Raw genomic sequence first — 19,375 nt, forward strand, 5'->3', positions numbered from 1 at the left:
TAAAAAGCCCTCGTAGATACGAGGGCTTTGGCTATGGTCAGCGTATTTTAAATATCCGTAGGTGGAAGTTTATCAATCGCCGTTTTCAGTACCTCTGACTCGGTAGGAGATGTCGCGCCCACGTCACTTCCGCTTTCTTTAGTTGTGTCAACTGCTGAGTCGCTTGAACTCGTCGTTGAAACGCTCTCAGAACCTGAGTCAGTCGAAGTAGGCTCTGTTGAGGGAAGAATCAAATCTTCCGGAGGAAGGTCAATGTCCACAACATCAACCGTCACTTCAGTGACAGGCCCAGTAGTAACAATATCGCCTTCTTCAGGAAGGGTGATTGTGTCTTCTGGTACTGTACCGGAAGTGATAGGTTCTGGCGCTGTACTTTCTGGTGTAGAAAGCTCAGGCGAAAGCGGGCTTGTACCCTCGTCCGGCGCGGTGGGCACAGGACCGCCAATATCAACCGTATCAAGCTTAGTGCCAGACAGGTCGATAGTATCTCCTCCACCAAAACCATCGCCTACAGTGGTACCAAGTGTGCTCACCTCGTCTTCAGGTAGCGTAATGATATCTGGTGTACTCTCTACTGGCTCCGTTATCGCTGAAGGCTCGCTCATAAGCGGTGCAGTAGGCTCGTTTTCTGGTGTTATCAGTCTAGTTTCAGCGTTTAGATCGACTGTTTGAAGCGTTTGCCCTGTTAGGTCAATGACGTCAGGTGCTGTAGGCTCGTCAGTAACCACGGTGCCGTTGCTATCTGATGCACTTACAGACTCAGATGAACTGCTCATTACCACTTCTGGTACACCTTCACCAGATGCCGTTACAAACACGTTAAATTCTGCCTGTTCGATAGTACCGTCTGGATATTCGATACGGTAAGTAAAAGTATCCGTTAAGGTTCCACCAAACACGGCTTGCGTGTTGTCCGGGGTATAAGTGTAGGCGCCAGTTTCATCAATTTGCAGCGTACCGTAATCACCCACTAACGTAATGCCGCCAGTCGCATCTTGGAAGGTTGTTCCATCAGTAGAAACGGTTACGTCGTATGTTGGGCCAAACAGTATATCGTTTTCGAACAGATTGCCGGTGGCGGTTTGTACGCCGCTAACTTCAAACTGGTCAAGATAGTTGATGGTAGAAGACAGGTCTACACTAATACTTCCGGCTACGCCAACGCCAGTTGTACCGTTCATCGACAGACGGTACAAGCCTTCAGTTAATCCGTTGACGGTAAGCACGGTATCGCCATCAATGCCTAATAAGCTAATCAACTCGCCATTAGGGAAAACCCTGTACGCTTCCCACGCGCCGTTTTCAAACTTTTCTACGGTAACAGTAAGGCTTGAAACCAGTGACAGTAGGCTGCCGTTATCAACGTTTAACGTAATATCTTGAGTTGTATTTGTTGCAACGGCAAATGTACTGCTGGTATCGCTAAAGCTGCCCCCTAGCCCCAATAAATAGCCATGAGAAAGTGCATCTAGGTCACTAGGGCCCGCTTCCGAAACAAAGTCGTAGGTCAATTCAGCACGTGCCGAGTCTGCGGATACGCCTTGCCCTGATAGATTGAAGTTCAAGTTTGCAGTAGACGTATTGGCGCCATCTGAAATGGTGTAGCTAAAGCTATCTGTATTGCCTAAGCCGTCGCGAACGCCGTTGGCTACATAGGTGTAGCTGCCGTCTTCGAAAATAGTTAAGTTACCATAGTCACCCTCAATGGTTATGCCAGATAAACCAGTACCCAATACAGTCACTGACTCTCCATTGGTATGAGTAACTTGAGTAACAACGCCTCCTTCGGCAATACTGTCACTAACGTCGCCTGAGCTAGCGGCATCGATAACATTACCTGATGTTGTAATGCTGCCCGCAAATGCATACTCGGTTAACGTTGAAGTCACATCAGTTTGTTGCAGTAAGGTGAGCGTGTTGCTAAGTAGTGCCTCGGCGACGGCATCGAGCGCTACGTCGACCAGCAAACTTAGACCTAACTCGTTAAGACCCGTAGTGATTCTGCTAACTAAATCCGCTGCGCCAATCGAATCAGCTGTGCTAAGAGCAGGTTCAAGTATGAGTGCCCGTACTATAGTTCCTAGTCCAAGACTGTTCAGAACACTGGCATTAGTACCGTTCAATGCGTCTTCTACAGCAGTTAAGACTGCATCCTGATTCTCTTCACCAAGAGCAACGCCACCGCTACCTAACTCCGTCAACGTAATTGAGCCGTCGCTGTTTTGGTCAAACAAGGTTTCTAAAGCGCTCTCGTCATTGCGCACAACAACAGTATAGTCTCCAGCGGGTAGTCCCGAGAATTTAGCAACCAGCGTATTGTCACCTGTTAACCCCAGAAGATTAACGCCTGCGACATCTCCAATTAACGGGTTATCAGGAGTCATAGCTGTAGCGACTACATTGCCACTAGAATCCACAATTTCAATAATGTAGGCATCGGCAACGGCAACGAGAGCCTCTTGGCTAACTTCAACCACTATTTCACCGAAGAACCCAGGGTCAACCGTAAGCGTGGTACTTGCAGTTGGGGAGCCCGCAGCAGGCGATCCTTCTGCTAAACCAATGACCTGTAAATCACTGTCGGTGACAGGGGCATTAACGATAGCAGTTTGCGCACCGAGCTCCATATCATTACTGTCGTTTTGTGCGACAACTGGCGGGAAGTCACTTCCCGAAATAGTAATGGTGAGCGCCGCAATATCAGAGGTTTCACCATCTGACAAGGTGTAGTTAAATACTTCATCTTGTCCAATAGCACTGCGGTCACCATCGGCGGTATAGGTGTAAGTACCATCTGCGGCAATTTCAAGCACGCCATAGTTACCTTGGATAGTAACCGTTCCTGTGGCAGGAACCACAACACTGTCACCTGATGCGTTAGTAACCAGCGTCACTTGAGCGCCGTCTAAAATGGTATCCGCACCCACGCCACTTAAATCACCGTCAATTAGGTTACCTTGCGCCACTAAATCACCTGTGTAGGTGTATTCCGTCAATGTGGTGGTGATATCAGTGTCTTGCAAAACGGTTAACGTATTGCTGAGTAACACGTCGGCAAGAACAGCAGCGATATCGTCTAAGAAACCTAACAATCCAAGAGCTGTGAGTGGACCCGTGAGCGCTCCTACGAGGTCTCCTGCACCGATTACAGTAGTGGTGTCTAGAACTGTTTCTAAAATGCCTCTTACTTGTGTGCCTACAGTGCCTAGCGGAATGCCTAGAATACCGCCGTTCAACGTTGTTTCGACCGTATTAAGCACTACATCCTGGTTTTCAGGCCCGAGGACCACACCCGCTGTGCCTAGTTCATCAAGGTCAATATCGTTGTTGTTGTCGTTGTCTAACAAGTCTTCGAGTAAGTTTTCATCGTTTCGAACAACCACGCTATAAGTGCCTGCAGCTAGACCTGCTAGCGAGAAGGAGATGGTTTCATCCCCTGAGACATTGAATATCTCAAGTCCGCCAACGTCCGTAAGTTGCGAGGCAGCGCTGACTCCTTGATAGACCAGCTGGCCACTTTCGTCGTATACCTCGACTATGTAGGCATCGGCAACAGCAACAAGTGCAACTTGTTCGACTTCTATGAGCACTTCACCCACATTATCAGGTGATACCGTAAATGAGGCGCTTGCATCCACGCCACCTGTAGATTCTGCTAAGCCAATCACCTGCACGTCGCTGGTGGTTTCCGGTGGATTTACAGTAACCACAGGTTCGCCCATATCAACGGTGTTACCGTCGTTTATCGCATCGAGAGCCTGTACGACAACATTCTGACTTGCTGTGCTTGCCGAGTTACCTGCTTCGTCGGTGACTGTTGCCACCACCGCGTAGGTACCTGCTGGTAGCGCTGTGCCTGTTAAATCAAGGCTCCAATTACCGCTGCCATCAATGGTAAGTTCAGGGTCAGTGCCAAAGGTATAGGACGTGCCATCAACGGTAACGGTTAGGGTAGTATTGTCACCAAGGTCAACCGTTCCATTAAAGATTAGCGTGCTATCGCTAGTAATAAAGTCTCCAGCCACCCCTGAGTCGTTTGAGATACTGTCGAACGTTACTGTCTGACCATTGTTGTTTTCATCAATACTGGTATCGATAACAACGGTACCTGTGTCAGTAGCAAGATTGCCTACCGCATCTGTGGCGGTAACCACAGCCGTGTAATTGCCTTCCGCAAGCAGTGCGACGATATTGTCAGCTAGCGTCCACGTGCCGTCACCATTGTTGGTAGCGGTGTAATCGTTGCCGTCAATGGTCACCACCACAACCGCATTGGGGTCGTTCACCGTACCGGTAAGCTCAGGCGTGGTGTCGTTGGTGGTTAGATCGTTTATTGCAACCGTAGGCGCGGTGGTATCAATAACCACTGTACCTGTGTTGGTCACCGTGTTGCCCGCAGCGTCTGTCGCGCTTACCGATGTTGGGTAACTGCCTTCTGCAAGCGTGGCGACTGCGTTGTCAGCCAGTGTCCATGTGCCGTCACCGTTATTGGTAGCGGTATAGTCGTTGCCGTTTATGGTCACCACCACAACCGCATTCGGGTCGTTCACCGTACCGGTAAGCTCTGGCGTGGTGTCGTTGGTGGTTAGATCGTTAATCGCAACCGTAGGCGCGGTGACATCAATTATTACCGTACCTGTATTGGTAACAGTATTACCCGCGGCGTCTGTTGCGCTTACCGATGTTGGGTAGCTGCCTTCTGCTAGCGTAGCAACTACGTTATCAGCTAACGTCCAAGTGCCGTCACCATTGTTGGTAGCGGTGTAATCGTTGCCGTCAATGGTCACCACCACAACCGCATTGGGGTCGTTCACCGTACCGGTAAGCTCAGGCGTGGTGTCGTTGGTGGTTAGATCGTTTATCGCAACGGTAGGTGCGGTTGTATCAATAACCACTGTACCCGTATTGGTTACCGTGTTGCCCGCGGCGTCTGTTGCACTTACCGATGTTGGGTAGCTGCCTTCTGCAAGCGTGGCGACTGCGTTGTCAGCCAGTGTCCATGTGCCATCACCATTGTTGGTAGCGGTGTAATCATTACCGTCAATAGTCACCACCACAACCGCATTGGGGTCGTTCACCGTACCGGTAAGCTCAGGCGTTGTGTCGTTGGTGGTCAGATCGTTTATTGCAACGGTAGGTGCGGTAGTATCAATTACCACTGTTCCTGTATTGGTGACAGTGTTGCCCGCGGCGTCTGTTGCAGTAACAGATGTTGGGTAACTGCCTTCTGCTAGCACAGCGACTGCGTTGTCAGCCAGTGTCCAGGTGCCATCACCATTGTTGGTAGCGGTGTAGTCATTGCCGTCAATCGTTACTACCACAACCGCATTGGGGTCGTTCACCGTACCAGTTAGCTCAGGCGTGGTGTCGTTGGTGGTTAGATCGTTAATTGCAACCGTAGGCGCGGTGGTATCAATTACTACATTACCAGTGTCGGTATCGGTATTACCCGCATTGTCAGTTGCAGTAACAGATGTTGGGTAACTACCTTCAGCGAGTGTAGCCACTACGTCATCAGCTAACGTCCACGTACCGTCACCGTTATTGGTAGCGGTATAGTCGTTGCCGTCAATGGTGACTACTACAGTAGCTGTTGGGTCATCAACCGTCCCCGTTAGCGCAGGCGTAGTGTCGTTGGTCGTTACATCATTGATGGTTACGACAGGTGCCACGGCGTCTACTGTGTCAGATGCAGGCCCACTGGTATTGCCCGCTTCATCGGTTGCTGTTGCCGTTACTACAACACCATCTGCCAATGGTGTATCTGGCGTTACGCTCCAATTGCCGTCGCCATCAGCGATGACGGTGAAATCTGGCGTGCCGTCTCCGTCTACATCCACATTTACCGTTGCGGCCGCTTCGGCTGTGCCGGTAATTTCAGTGCCGTTGCCCGCTTCAACGGTAGGCGCTGCTGGTGCAGTGGTATCAATAACTACTGTACCAGTATTCGTACCCACATTACCTTCTGGGTCGGTTGCAGTCACCGTCGCGGTATAGCTACCTTCGGCAAGTGCCGCCACCGCATCGTCAGCCAGTGTCCACGTGCCATCACCGTTATTGGTGGCGGTATAGTCGGCTCCATTGATGTTCACAATCACAGTGGCCGTTGGGTCGTCAACCGAACCAGTAAGTGCCGGCGTTGTATCGTTTGTTGTTAAATCGTTAAAGGCAACCACTGGCGCAGCCGCGTCAACCGTGTCTGAGGCTGGGTTGCTAATGTTACCCGCTTCATCGGTAGCCGTTACGGTCACAATTACGCCATCGGCAAGCGGTGTATCAGGCGTAATGCTCCAATTACCGTCGCCATCAGCGATGACGGTGAAGTCGGGCGTGCCGTCGCCATCCACGTCCACATTTACGGTTGCACCTGCTTCAGCGGCACCGGTAATTTCGGTACCGTTGCCCGCATCCACAGTAGGTATAGCTGGTGGTGTAGTATCAATCACTACCGTTCCTGAATTTGAACCCACATTGCCATCGGCATCCGTTGCAGTAACGGTAGCGGTATAGCTACCATCTGCAAGTGTAGCCACTGCATCGTCAGCCAGGGTCCAACTTCCATCGCCATTGTTAGTTGCGGTGTAGTCCACGCCATCAATGGTCACTACTACGATAGCGCTTGGATCGTCAACCGTTCCGGTTAGCTCTGGTGTAGCGTCATTAGTGGTTAAGTCATTGATTGCAACGACTGGCGCAACAGCATCTACTGTATCTGACGCTGGTGCACTGACATTGCCAGCTTCATCAACCGCTGTTGCCGTAACGACCACGCCATCGGCTAGCGGTGTAGTGGGTGTTACTGACCAGTTTCCATCGCCGTCAGCGATGACGGTGAAGTCTGGCGTGCCGTCGCCATCCACGTCCACATTTACGGTTGCGCCTGCTTCCGCAGTACCCGTAATTTCAGTGCCGTTGCCTGCATCGACGGTAGGCGCTGCTGGAGCAGTGGTATCAATCACAACAGTACCAGAGTTAGTTCCGGTGTTACCATCGGCATCAGTGGCAGTAACCGTAGCGGTATAGCTACCTTCAGCCAGCGCGGCAACGATATCGTCAGCCAGTGTCCAGCTGCCATCACCATTGTTTGTCGCGGTATAGTCCGTACCGTTAATGGTAATGACCACAATGGCGGTTGGGTCGTCCACCGAACCGGTAAGTGCAGGCGTGGTGTCGTTAGTCGTTAGGTCGTCAAAGGCAACGACTGGCGCGACAGCGTCTACCGTATCAGACGCCGGGCTACTTGTATTGCCAGCTTCATCGGTTGCGGTTGCCGTAACAACCACGCCATCCGCTAGCGGTGTTGTGGGTGTTACTGACCAGTTACCATCGCCATCAGCAAACACTGTGAAATCAGGTGTGCCATCACCGTCAACGTCTACGTTTACGACAGCGCCTGCTTCGGCTGTGCCGGTAATTTCGGTACCGTTGCCTGCATCAACAGTAGGCGCAGCTGGCGCAGTAGTATCGATAACACCGCCATTTTCGTTTGCGGTTGCCGTATTACCCGCGCCATCTGTTGCACTTGCGGTGACCGAATAATTACCTTCAGATAAGGCCGCTGGCACATCTACAGAGAAGGTGCCATTAGCTTGAACAATGGCGCCAAATGTTTGGGTGTTTCCTGCACTATCGGTAACGCTGATGGATACGGTGCTGCCTGGCGCAATATCTGTAGTACCGGAAATGGTCGGTGTGGTGTCGTTTCCTGTACCAAGCGCGTCCAAGGTTAGGTTTGGCACGGCTGTATTGATATTGCCGCTGGTAGTATCAGACGCTGAATTTCCAGCAGCATCAGTGGCGGTAGCAGTAACATTGAAGTTTCCGTCTGCCATTGCATTGGGCACGTCGGCGCTGAAATTACCAAGGCTATCGACAATAGCCGTAAATGTCTGTTCAGCTCCCGCGCTGTCGGTGACGGTTATGGTCACTGAACTACCTGGGCTTAAATCGGTGCTACCCGTGATCGTTGGCGTGGTATCGTTACCTGTGCCTTGTGCATCTAAGTTGATAGTCGGCGCGGTAGTGTCTACGCTACCGTTTGTTTCAGTGGCAGTTGTCTCATTACCTGCTGGGTCCTGGGCCACGGCGGTAACGGTATACCCTCCTTCAGCCATGGGGCTTGGCACATCGGCCGAGAAACTGCCGTCTCCCTGAACGGTTGCATCGAAGGTTTGGCTTACACCTGCGTTATCCGTCACAGTAATCGTTACCGTAGCGCCTGCAGGCAGGTCAGTACTCCCTGATATTGCAGGTGTAGTGTCACTGTCTGGGGCTAGTGTATCTAACGATAGAGTAGGGGCTGTCGTATCAATAATACCTGTGTTGTCTACGACGGTAGTGCTATTACCCGCTTCATCACTTGCCGTGGCTTCAACACTGTATGCACCTTCTGCCAAAGGCGCAGGCACATCCACTGTAAAGTTTCCATTTACATCAACTGTAGCTGTGATGGTTTGAACATTTCCGGCGCTGTCAGTTACCACAAGCGTAACTTCACTACCCTGCGCAAGGTTTGTGCTACCAGATAAGGTAGGCGTTGTGTCATTGCCTTCCTCAAGTGGCGTTAAGGTTAGTGATGGTGCTGTAGTATCTATACTTCCAGCATCACTGGCTGTTGCTGTATTACCTGCCTCATCACTGATGGTAGCGCTTACCGTGAAGTCGCCTTCAGCTAAATCCGTACCTGGGGAGATAGAGAAAGAACCATCGGCCTGTACCACTGCACTTAAGGTCTGGGTCGCACCAGCGCTATCCGTTACCAAAATAGTGACCACAGCGCCCGCAGGTTCATCGGTTGTACCGGTAATGAGTGGCGTCGCGTCGTTAGTGGTATCGGCAACATCTATAGTGAGTGTAGGTACTAGTGTATCAACTACGCCTGCTTCGTTATCGGTTGTACTGTTGTTTGCTTCATCGGTGGCGGTTGCTGAAACAGTGAAGTTTCCTTCAGCCATCGCCGCTGGTACATCGGCAGAGAATACGCCGCCCGCGGCAACCAATGCAGAGAACACCTGGGTATTGCCCGCACTATCAACAACCGTTATTTGCACTGTAGAACCTTGCGGTAAATCTACAGTACCGCTTATGGTTGGGGTTGAGTCGCTAACTGTACCTGGCTCGTCCAGCGTAATAACGGGTGAAATTGTGTCGATTAGGCCGGTTTCAGCGTCGGACGCTGTATTGCCTGCTTCATCAACGACCGTTGCCTGAACTGTGTAGTTACCCTCAGCCAAAGTGGTGGGTACGTCTACGCTAAAAGAGCCGTCGCTTTGCACGGTTGCTGATAAGGTTTGTATATTGCCAGCGTTATCGGTAACAGTAATTGAAACCGTGCTTCCGGCTGGCTGGTCTGTCGTTCCGCTAATGGTTGGTGTTGCATCATTGCCAATGCCTTGCTCTGCCACATCAATAGCCGGTGATGTGGTATCTACCACACCGCCAGTTTCAGAGTCAGAGCCTGTATTTCCGGCGCCGTCAGTTACTTCTGCGACAACTGTGTAGCTACCTTCGGCCAGGTCTGACGGTACGCTTGCGCTGAAGGTGCCATCTCCTTGTACGGTTGTAGTAAAGGTTTGAACTGCTCCAGCATTATCTGTCACTGTTAAGGTGACAGTGGCACCAACTGGCGCGTTAGTTGTACCTGAAATAAGAGGCGTAGCGTCGTTTGTCTGGCCAAGGGCATCTAGGGTAATGTCCGGGGCGCTTGCATTAATATTGCCGCTATCCGACACAGTCGTGCTATTGCCCGCAGCATCGCTCGCACTGGCTGTTACATCGTAATCGCCATCAACAAGCGCGCTGGGTACTTCAACTGAGAAAGTGCCGTCCGCGTTTACCGTAGCGGTAAGGTTCTGTACATTACCGCCTGCATCGGTGACAACCAGTGTAATTGTTGCTCCCTCTGGCAAGTCGGTAGTACCGCTTAATACTGGCGTTGCGTCATTGCCGCTGGCCACTGGATCTAAGTTGATAACAGGTGGAGTGGTGTCAACTGTACCGTTGTTATCAACCGCTGTGTTTTGATTACCCGCATCATCAGTCGCCGTCACTTCTACGGTGTAATCGCCTTCTGCAAGGTCAACCGGCACATCAGCGCTAAAGCTACCGTTCGCTTGAACGGTGGCAGTGAAAGTTTGCGTATTGCCCAGGCTGTCAGTCACGCTAATGCTTACAGTGTTGCCCGCAGCCAAGTCGGTGGTTCCCGATATAGTCGGTGTAGCGTCGTTGGTTAGACCTTGTGCGTCTAACGTTATGGTGGGGGCTGCTGTGTCTATGACACCGTTATTATCTATTGCCGTTGCTGAATTACCCGCATCGTCAGTCGCAGTGACAGTCACACTGAAACTGCCCTCAGCTAAATCGGCAGGAACATCAGCACTGTAAGTGCCATCGTTTTGAACGGTTGCTGTGAATGTTTGGGTATTTCCAGCGTTGTCTGTCACGCTTATGCTAACTGTGTCGCCAGCATTGAGGTCTGTGGTGCCAGAGATAGACGGCGTGGCATCATTGCCAAGCCCTTGTGTATCGATGGTTATCGATGGGGCTGTGGTATCGATGTTACCGCCATTTTCGGTTACCGATGCACTGTTGCCAGCGCCGTCTGTGGCGGTGGCAGTAACAGAATAGTCACCTTCAGGTAAGCTTGCAGGAACATCAGCCGTAAAGCTTCCATCACCTTGCACTATGGCACTGAATGTCTGTGTGTTTCCAGCACTGTCAGTCACAGTTAGCGTTACAGTACTACCTGGCGCTAAGTCGGTATTACCTGAAATGGTCGGCGTCGTGTCGTTGCCCGAACCAAGAGGATCAAGGGATAGGGTAGGCGCGGCAGAGTTTATGTCGCCGCTCACTGTATCTGTAGCAGTATTGCCTGCAGCATCAGTGGCCGTTGCAGTAACGTCGAAGTTTCCGTCAGCCATAGGATTAGGCACATCTGCACTGAAGTCGCCGTTAGCATCAACAGTTGCAGTAAACGTCTGCACAGTGCCAACACTGTCAGTTACTGTAATCGTTACTGTGCTTCCTGCAGCCAGGTCGGTATTTCCGCTAATGGTAGGCGTGTTATCGTTACCTGTGCCAAGCGGATCCAGAGTGATAATAGGTGCTGTGGTATCTACGCTGCCACCCGTTTCAGAATCAGAACCTTGGTTGCCAGCCGCGTCTTGAGCCGTTGCGGTAACCGTATAGTCACCTTCAGCTAGTGGTGAAGGTACGTTGGCTGAAAAACTGCCGTTGGTTTGTACCGTAGCGGCAAAGGTTTGAGAGTTACCCGCACTATCGACCACCGTTAGTGTGACAATGGCGCCAGCTGGAAGGTTTGTGGTGCCGGAAATAGTTGGCGTAAGGTTATTCTCTGGCGTTAATTCGTCAAGATTTAGCTCAGGTGGCGTGATGTCGATAACGCCTGAATTATCAAGAACCGACGTGCTGTTGCCTGCTTCATCAGTGGCAGTAGCTTCAACACTGTACGAGCCTTCAGCAAGTGCCGCGGGCACATCAACCGTAAAGTTTCCTGCAGCATCAACTGTTGCTGTAACCGTTTGAATGTTGCCAGCACTATCTGTGATAACCAAGGAGACCACGCTACCTTCGGCTAGATCTGTACTTCCCGAAATGGTTGGCGTCGTGTCGTTGCCTAATCCTTGAGGGTCTAAGGTTAGGGTAGGCGCTGTGGTGTCTATGGTACCTGTTGCATTGGCTGACGCACTGTTGCCAGCATCGTCGGTGGCCGTTGCAGTAACCGTATAGTCACCTTCGTCCAGTGCAGCTGGCACATCAACAGTAAAGTTGCCGTTTGCGTCAACCGTTGCGGTCACAGTTTGCGTATTACCAGCGTTATCGGTGATCGACAGCGTTACGCTCTCACCTGCTGCTAAGTCCGTATTGCCTGAAATGGTAGGCGTAGTATCGTTATTTGAACCCAGCGCATCTAGTGAAATAACGGGGGCGACAGTATCGACGATACCGTTATTGTCGGTGACAGAGGCACTATTTCCGTTGCTGTCTGTAGCGGTAGCGGTTACTGAGTAATCACCTTCGGCAAGAGGCGCGGGGACATCAGCACTAAAGTTACCGCTCGCATCAACAAGTGCAGTAAAGGTTTGGGTGTTGCCTGCACTGTCAGTGACAAAAAGCGTCACTGTTGAACCCGCGGGTAGGTCAGTCGTACCCGAAATGGTTGGTGTAGTATCGCTAACCGTAACTTGCGCATCTAGTGTCAGCGCAGGGGCACTGGTATCTAACGTACCGGTATCAGAGGTGGTGGTTGTATTTCCTGCATCGTCTGAGGCACTTGCTGTTACCGTGTAGCTGCCGTCTGGTATAGCGTTTGGAACATCTGCGCTGAAGTCACCGTTTGCGTCCACAATGGCGTCAAAAGTTTGTGTATTGCCTGCGCTATCTGTGACGGTTAACGTTACCGTGCTTCCCGGTGCTAAATCAGTGCTGCCCGATATGTTAGGCGTTTCATCGTTGCCTGTGCCCTGCGGATTTAGCGTAAGTACAGGGGCGGTGGTGTCAATATTGCCACCGTCCTCAGTTGCGGTTGTTGAATTACCTGCATCATCTGTTGCAGTAACTTCGACGCTGTAATCTCCTTCAGGCAGTGGAGACAATACCTCTGTTGCAAAGTTGCCGTCAGCATCAACCAATGCGTTAATGGTTTGCGTGTCACCATTGCTGTCAGTTACGGTGATCACAACGACAGCACCTTCAGGTAAATCTGTATTACCTGAAATAATCGGCGTAGTGTCATTACCTGAATCTAACGGGTTAACGGTAACAATAGGCGCTTGTGTATCAATACTTCCATTTGTTTCGTTTGCCGTCGCGGTGTTGCCTTGTGCATCGCTTACTGTTGCCGTAACGGTAAAGTCGCCTTCAGCCAGGGCGCTAGGCACATCGGCACTGAATGTGCCGTCTGCTTGCACGGCTGCTTGGAAACTTTGCGAGTTACCATTGGCATCTACCACAGTAATGGTAACCAGTGTGCCAGGTGCCACGTCGGTAGTACCTGTGATAGTAGGGGTAACATCGCTAGTAGCGCCTTGTGTATCAAGGGTTAATAGCGGCGCTTCGCTATCTACACTACCTGTTGTATTGGCATTCGCGGTATTGCCTGCACTGTCGGTTGCAGTGGCAGTCACAGTAAAGTCGCCGTCAGCTAGTGCGTTTGGCACATCTACACTGAAGCTACCATTTGCATCGACCAAGGCATTAATAGTTTGCGTGTTTCCAGCGCTATCTGTAACGACAAGCGTAACCGTGCTTCCTTCAGGAAGGTCTGTCGTGCCTGAAAGTGTTGGTGTGGTGTCACCCGTGCTGCCAGGATTTTCTAGGGTAAGCGTAGGCGCGGTGGTATCTACAAGGCCGCCATTGTCGGTTACTGTTGTCGTATTGCCATCGCCGTCAGTTGCGCTGGCGGTAACGGTGTAAGCGCCATCAGCGAGTGGAGTGGTTACTTCTGCACTAAACGTTCCGTCAGTGCCTACTGTCGCGGTAATCGTTTGCGTGTTCCCTGCGCTATCCGTTACGGTTAAGGTAACCGTACTTCCTTCAGGTAAGCTGGTGGTACCTGAAATAAGGGGCGTGCTGTCATTCGTCTCGCCTTGCCCATCTAGCACTAACGTGGGTGCATTAGTATTGATGTTACCCGTTGCGTTGTCTGTAACTTCATTGCCAGCTTCGTCTTCTGCCGTGGCAGTAACAGTAAAGTCTCCATCAGCCAGTTCTTGAGGGACGTCGACAGAGAAGTTGCCATTAGCATCGACCAAGGTGTTGATAGTTTGGGTGTTACCAGCGCTATCAACGACGGTTAGCGAGACAACACTTCCTTCAGGCAGGTCGGTGCTGCCCGATAAGGTTGGTGTGGAATCGTTGCCAGAACCCACTGGATTTAAAGTTAGCAATGGCGCAGTCGTATCTATAATGCCGCCGTTTTCTGTCACGCTAGCGGTATTGCCATTTTCATCGACAGCGGTTGCTGTAACGGAGTAGTTACCTTCTGCTAATGCGCTAGGTACTTCAGCACTAAAGCCTCCGTTTTCATCAACAACGGCTTCAATAGTTTGCTGATTACCTAAGCTATCGGTGACGACCAGTGTTACCGTGCTACCTTGTGGCAAATCTGTCGTGCCACTAATTAGCGGCGTGGTGTCGTTGCCAATGTCTTGTGGGTCAAGCGATAGCGTTGGAGCTGCGGTATCAATATTGCCCTGTGTTGTTGCAGAATCTTGATTGCCCGCATCGTCTGTGACAGTGGCGGTAACGGTAAAGTTGCCGTCGGCAAGCTCTGCCGGCACGTCAACAGAGAAGGTACCGTCATTTTCGACTAGAGCATCAAAGGTTTGTGTATTTCCTGCACTGTCTGTAACAGTGATTGATACACTGCTACCCGGTGCCTGGTCTGTGTTACCTGAGATGGTTGGCGTAGTATCATTGGTACTGCCTTGAGCATCTAGATTAACCAGCGGCGATGTAATATCGATATTACCGCCAGTTTCCGTTGCCGTTGCAGTATTGCCGTTGGCGTCGGTCGCTGTAGCCGTTACGCTATATTCACCTTCCGCTAGCGGATTGGGAACATCGGCACTGAAATTACCAGAACCGTCTACCGTTGCCGTAAATGTTTGCGTATTGCCAAGCGCATCGGTAATAGACAGTGTAACAGTGCTGCCAGCGGGTAAATCGGTAGTACCTGAGATAGTAGGCGTGGTGTCGTTATCATCACCCAGTGGGTCAAGGGTTAAGCTTGGCGCATTGCTGTCCACGGTACCAGTTTGTGACGTTGAAGCACTATTTCCCGCAGCATCGGTGGCTGTCGCTTCAACAGTGTAGTCGCCGTCAGCGAGTTCAGCAGGCACGTCTGCGCTAAATTCGCCGTTCGCGTCTACTGTGGCAGTAAAGGTTTGGCTGTTTCCAGCACTATCGGTAACGGTAAGTGTAACCGTGCTGCCCGCTTCCAAGTTTGTAGAACCGCTAATTGACGGTGTCGTGTCGTTACCTGTGCCAAGTGGCTCTAGTGAAATGGTGGGGGCTTGCGTATCAATGTTGCCGCCATTTTCAGTAACAGTCGTTGTGTTGCCTGCCTCGTCTGTTGCACTGGCCTCTACAGTATATTCACCCTCAGTAAGCGGCGTTTGCACGTCGACGCTAAAATCACCGTTCTCATCAACGACGGCATCGATAGTTTGTGTGTTGCCCGCGCTGTCGGTCACCACAATGGTTACTGTTGAACCAGGTGGTAAATCGGTAGAGCCAGAAATTGTTGGCGTGGTGTCGCTACCGTCAGTTTGCGGGTCTAAAGAAAGCGCTGGTGCGGTAGTGTCTATGTTGCCACTGTTGTCGACAGCGGTAGTTGTATTACCCGCTGCATCAGTTGCTTCGACAGAAACCTCATAGTTGCCTTCTGCTAGCGCTTCTTCGACATCGGCGCTGAAATTACCATTTTCATCAACAACGGCGGTAACAGTTTGCGTATTACCCTGACTATCGGTGACGGTAATAGCGACCTCGCTACCTGCGGGTAAATCTGTATTACCTGAGATAGTCGGTGTTGTGTCGTTAGTATCCGTTTGCGGGTCGATGTTCACAATCGGCGGGGTGGTATCAAGTACAGTAGTGGCCGTGGCGGTAGAGCTATTGCCATTTTCGTCTGTCACCGTCACTTCAATCTCGTATTCGCCCTCTTCAGAGCCAGGAGGGAATGCTACATTGAAGTTGCCATTCTCATCGGTTGTCCCCGTTATTGTCTGGCTGTTGCCGTCGCTATCGGTGATAACAACCACAACCTCTGAATTAGGGGCGTCTGACGACCCCCCTATGCCTTCACTACCGTTGGTAGGAGAGCCGGTTTCAATGACAACATTAGGGCCTTGGGTATTAATAACCGCATCGATGGAGGTTGAAGCGGTATTGCCCGCCACATCAGACACAGTAGCGGTTACCGTGAAGTCGCCGTTTGCGAGTGCTTGCGGCACTTCGGCACTGAAGCTACCGTCTTCTTGCACTGTTGCAGTAAGGGTTTGCGTAGTGCCATCTGAATGTACGATTTCTAGCGTTACAATTGCACCCGGTTCTGCGTCGGTGTCGCCATTTATCACTGGCGTGTCATCATTGGTTGAGCCAATAGGATCAAGGCTGATTATCGGCGCCGTGGTGTCAATTTCGCCCGTCACTGTGGTTGTAGAACTGTTGCCTGCTGGTGTTGTTACAGTAACATCTACCGTGTACTCACCTTCGCTAAGCTCCGCTGGTACATCTTCGTTGAATGTGCCGTCAGCGCCCACTGTTGTGACGATTGTTTGTTCGTTACCCTCGCTATCTGTAACAACAATCACGACTTCACTGCCAGGAGGGGCATCAGTTTCACCCGAAACGTTTGGCGTAGTATCGTTCGTTGGAGCAGGTTGATTTACAGTCGTCGAAGGACTCGTAGAATCGTAATCGCCGCTTGCTGTTGCTTGTGCGGTGTTGCCCGCACCATCTGTCACCTCGGCAGTTACGCTGTATGTACCCTCAGCCACCGCATTTGGAACTTCAACGGTGAAGGTACCATCGGCAAGCACAGTGGTGGTAAAGGTTTGAGTAACGCCAGCACTATCGGTAACGGTAAGGGTTATCGTGCTTCCGGGCACGGCATCTGTTAATCCCGAAAGTGTGGGGGTAGCATCGCCATTTATTCCTGGGTCGTTTAATGAGATGGTTGGCGCCGTCACGTCGATAGCACCCTGAGCGTCAGCATTGGCCGTATTGCCTGCTTCATCAGTCACGCTGGCGTTAACGGTAAATTCACCTTCAGCTAGTTCAGCCGGTACGTCAGCGCTGTAAGTGCCGTCAGCCTGCACAATGGCGGTCACGGTTTGAGTAACGCCCGCGCTATCGGTAATGGTTAATGTTACTGTGCTACCAGGCGCGGCATCAGTGGTACCTGACAAGGTTGGCGTAGTGTCGTTACCAGTCGCTATGGTGTCGATAGTTATCGACGGTGCCGTAGTATCAATCTCGCCGGTAGTATCTGTGGTCGCTGTATTGCCAGCCTCATCAGTCACGCTGGCGTTAACCGTAAATTCACCTTCGGCCAACTCTGCAGGTACGTCAACGCTATAGGTGCCGTCTGCTTGCACAATGGCGGTTACAGTTTGCGTGTTGCCCGCGCTATCGGTGATAGTTAATGTAACTGTATTACCCGGTGTAGCATCAGTGGTACCTGAAAGAGTAGGCGTGGTGTCGTTACCTGTCGTTATGGTGTCGATAGTGATCGACGGTGCAGTGGTATCAATCACGCCCGTGGTGTCTGTGGTTGCTGTATTGCCAGCCTCATCCGTCACGCTGGCGTTAACGGTAAATTCACCCTCGGCCAATTCAGCAGGTACAGCAACGCTATACGTGCCGTCTGCTTGCACAGTGGCAGTTACAGTTTGCGTGTTGCCCGCGCTATCGGTGATAGTTAATGTAACTGTGCTACCCGGTGTAGCATCAGTGGTACCTGACAAGGTTGGCGTAGTGTCGTTACCTGTCGCTATGGTGTCGATTGTGATCGACGGTGCAGTGGTATCAATTACACCCGTGGTGTCTGTGGTTGCTGTATTGCCAGCCTCATCCGTCACGCTGGCGTTAACCGTAAATTCACCTTCGGTCAATTCAGCCGGCACATCAACGCTATACGTGCCGTCTGCTTGCACAATGGTAGTCACGGTTTGCGTATTGCCCGCACTATCGGTAATGGTTAGCGTAACTGTGCTGCCAGGAGTGGCATCAGTGGTACCTGAAAGGGTAGGCGTGGTGTCGTTATCAGAACCAGGCGCATTAATGGTAATGGTTGGGGCGGTGGTATCAATTTCCCCTGTAGTATCAGCGGTTGCTGTATTGCCAGCCTCATCGGTCACACTGGCGTTAACGGTAAATTCACCTTCAGCTAGTTCAGCCGGTACATCAACGCTGTACGTGCCGTCCGCTTGCACAATAGCGGTCACGGTTTGCGTGTTACCTGCGCTGTCGGTAATGGTTAGCGTAACTGTGCTGCCAGGAGTGGCATCGGTTGTACCTGAAAGGGTAGGTGTGGTGTCGTTATCAGAACCTGGCGCATTGATGGTAATGGTTGGGGCGGTGGTATCAATTTCCCCTGTGGTATCAGCAGCTGCTGTATTGCCTGCCTCATCAGTAACACTGGCGTTAACGGTAAATTCGCCTTCAGCTAATTCAGCAGGTACATCAACGCTGTAGGTGCCGTCGGCTTGCACAATGGCAGTCACGGTTTGAGTATTGCCTGCACTGTCGGTAATGGTTAGCGTAACTGTGCTGCCAGGAGTGGCATCAGTAGTACCTGAAAGGGTAGGCGTGGTGTCGTTATCAGAACCTGGCGCATTAATGGTAATGGTTGGCGCGGTAGCGTCAATTTCACCGGTGGTAGAACCATCTGCAGTATTACCTGTAGGTTCTAATACGGTAGCATCTACCGTGAATTCACCATCAGCCAGTGCATTTGGTACGTCTACACTGAACGTACCGTCGTCTTGTACTGTGGCGGTAACAACCTGAGTGTTTCCCTCACTATCGGTAACGGTTAGTGTTACTGTACTGCCTGGAATTGCTGAAGTAATGCCCGATAGTGTTGGCGTGGTGTCGCTTGTTAAGCCAATCGCATCTAGGGTAAGTGAAATGTCTTGTGCTTGCTCGCCTGTTCCAGAAAACTCAACTGGCGTAACATCGTCGTTGCCATTTGCACTTTGATCGAACTGGAAACCCACTGGATCGACTTCTTCATTTATGCGATCAACGCGCACAAAATTACTACCGCCGTCAGTACCAGCACCGCCATCTAGACCCGCCGCGGTTGCTTCTAACGATTCTAAAATGTCTCCATCACCTGCAAGCACATCAAGAAAGTCAGCGTCACCTTCTTGGTTGTTACCATCAACGCCGTCAACACCGTCAAGTAATGCTGTTAGCTCATCGACACTTTCATCAAAAACAGCAAATTCATCGTCAGAATTGTTTTCGGTGAAATCTAATTGCAGCGGGAAAGTAACACTTTGTCCGGCTGGGAGTGTGCGAAGTTCTCCATCTACACTTACGGTAACAAATCCATCAGGTGATATGTTTAATACATCGCCTTCCGCCACCGTCATACCGACAGTAACATTGACCTGCTCACCTGTTTCACCACGTACTAAAGAAGCCTCGCCGTTTACTTCTGCAATGATTACTTCAGCCATAATTCCCTCTCAATCGATAAATTTTTACGCTATACAAAAAGCGTAGCAGAGCTTTTTTATCTCGTTACCGGACCGTGGTACGGGGGGCTCATATCCTTTGGTATAAGTTGTAGGGAATTCCCCCTAATTTATTCATTTTTAGATTAAAAAGTGTGGCAGCA

Annotated in this window: 1 protein-coding gene; it reads right to left on the reverse strand. The window is 51.1% G+C overall.

The window, feature by feature from the left end:
• Positions 1–47: 47 nt before the first annotated feature.
• Positions 48–19,214 (reverse strand): BapA/Bap/LapF family large adhesin, encoded by a 19,167-nt coding sequence (locus AWH61_RS02225; protein WP_075176120.1) that lies wholly within the window; start codon positions 19,212–19,214, stop codon positions 48–50.
• Positions 19,215–19,375: the final 161 nt, after the last annotated feature.

Origin of the sequence: Alteromonas sp. W12, assembly GCF_001924945.1 — a bacterium.
In the GTDB taxonomy this organism is placed as follows: Bacteria; Pseudomonadota; Gammaproteobacteria; order Enterobacterales; family Alteromonadaceae; genus Alteromonas; species Alteromonas macleodii.

Excerpts from the sequence above, each read along its gene's own strand:
- AWH61_RS02225 (WP_075176120.1), bottom strand. The coding sequence starts at position 19,214 with ATGGCTGAAGTAATCATTGCAGAAGTAAACGGCGAGGCTTCTTTAGTA.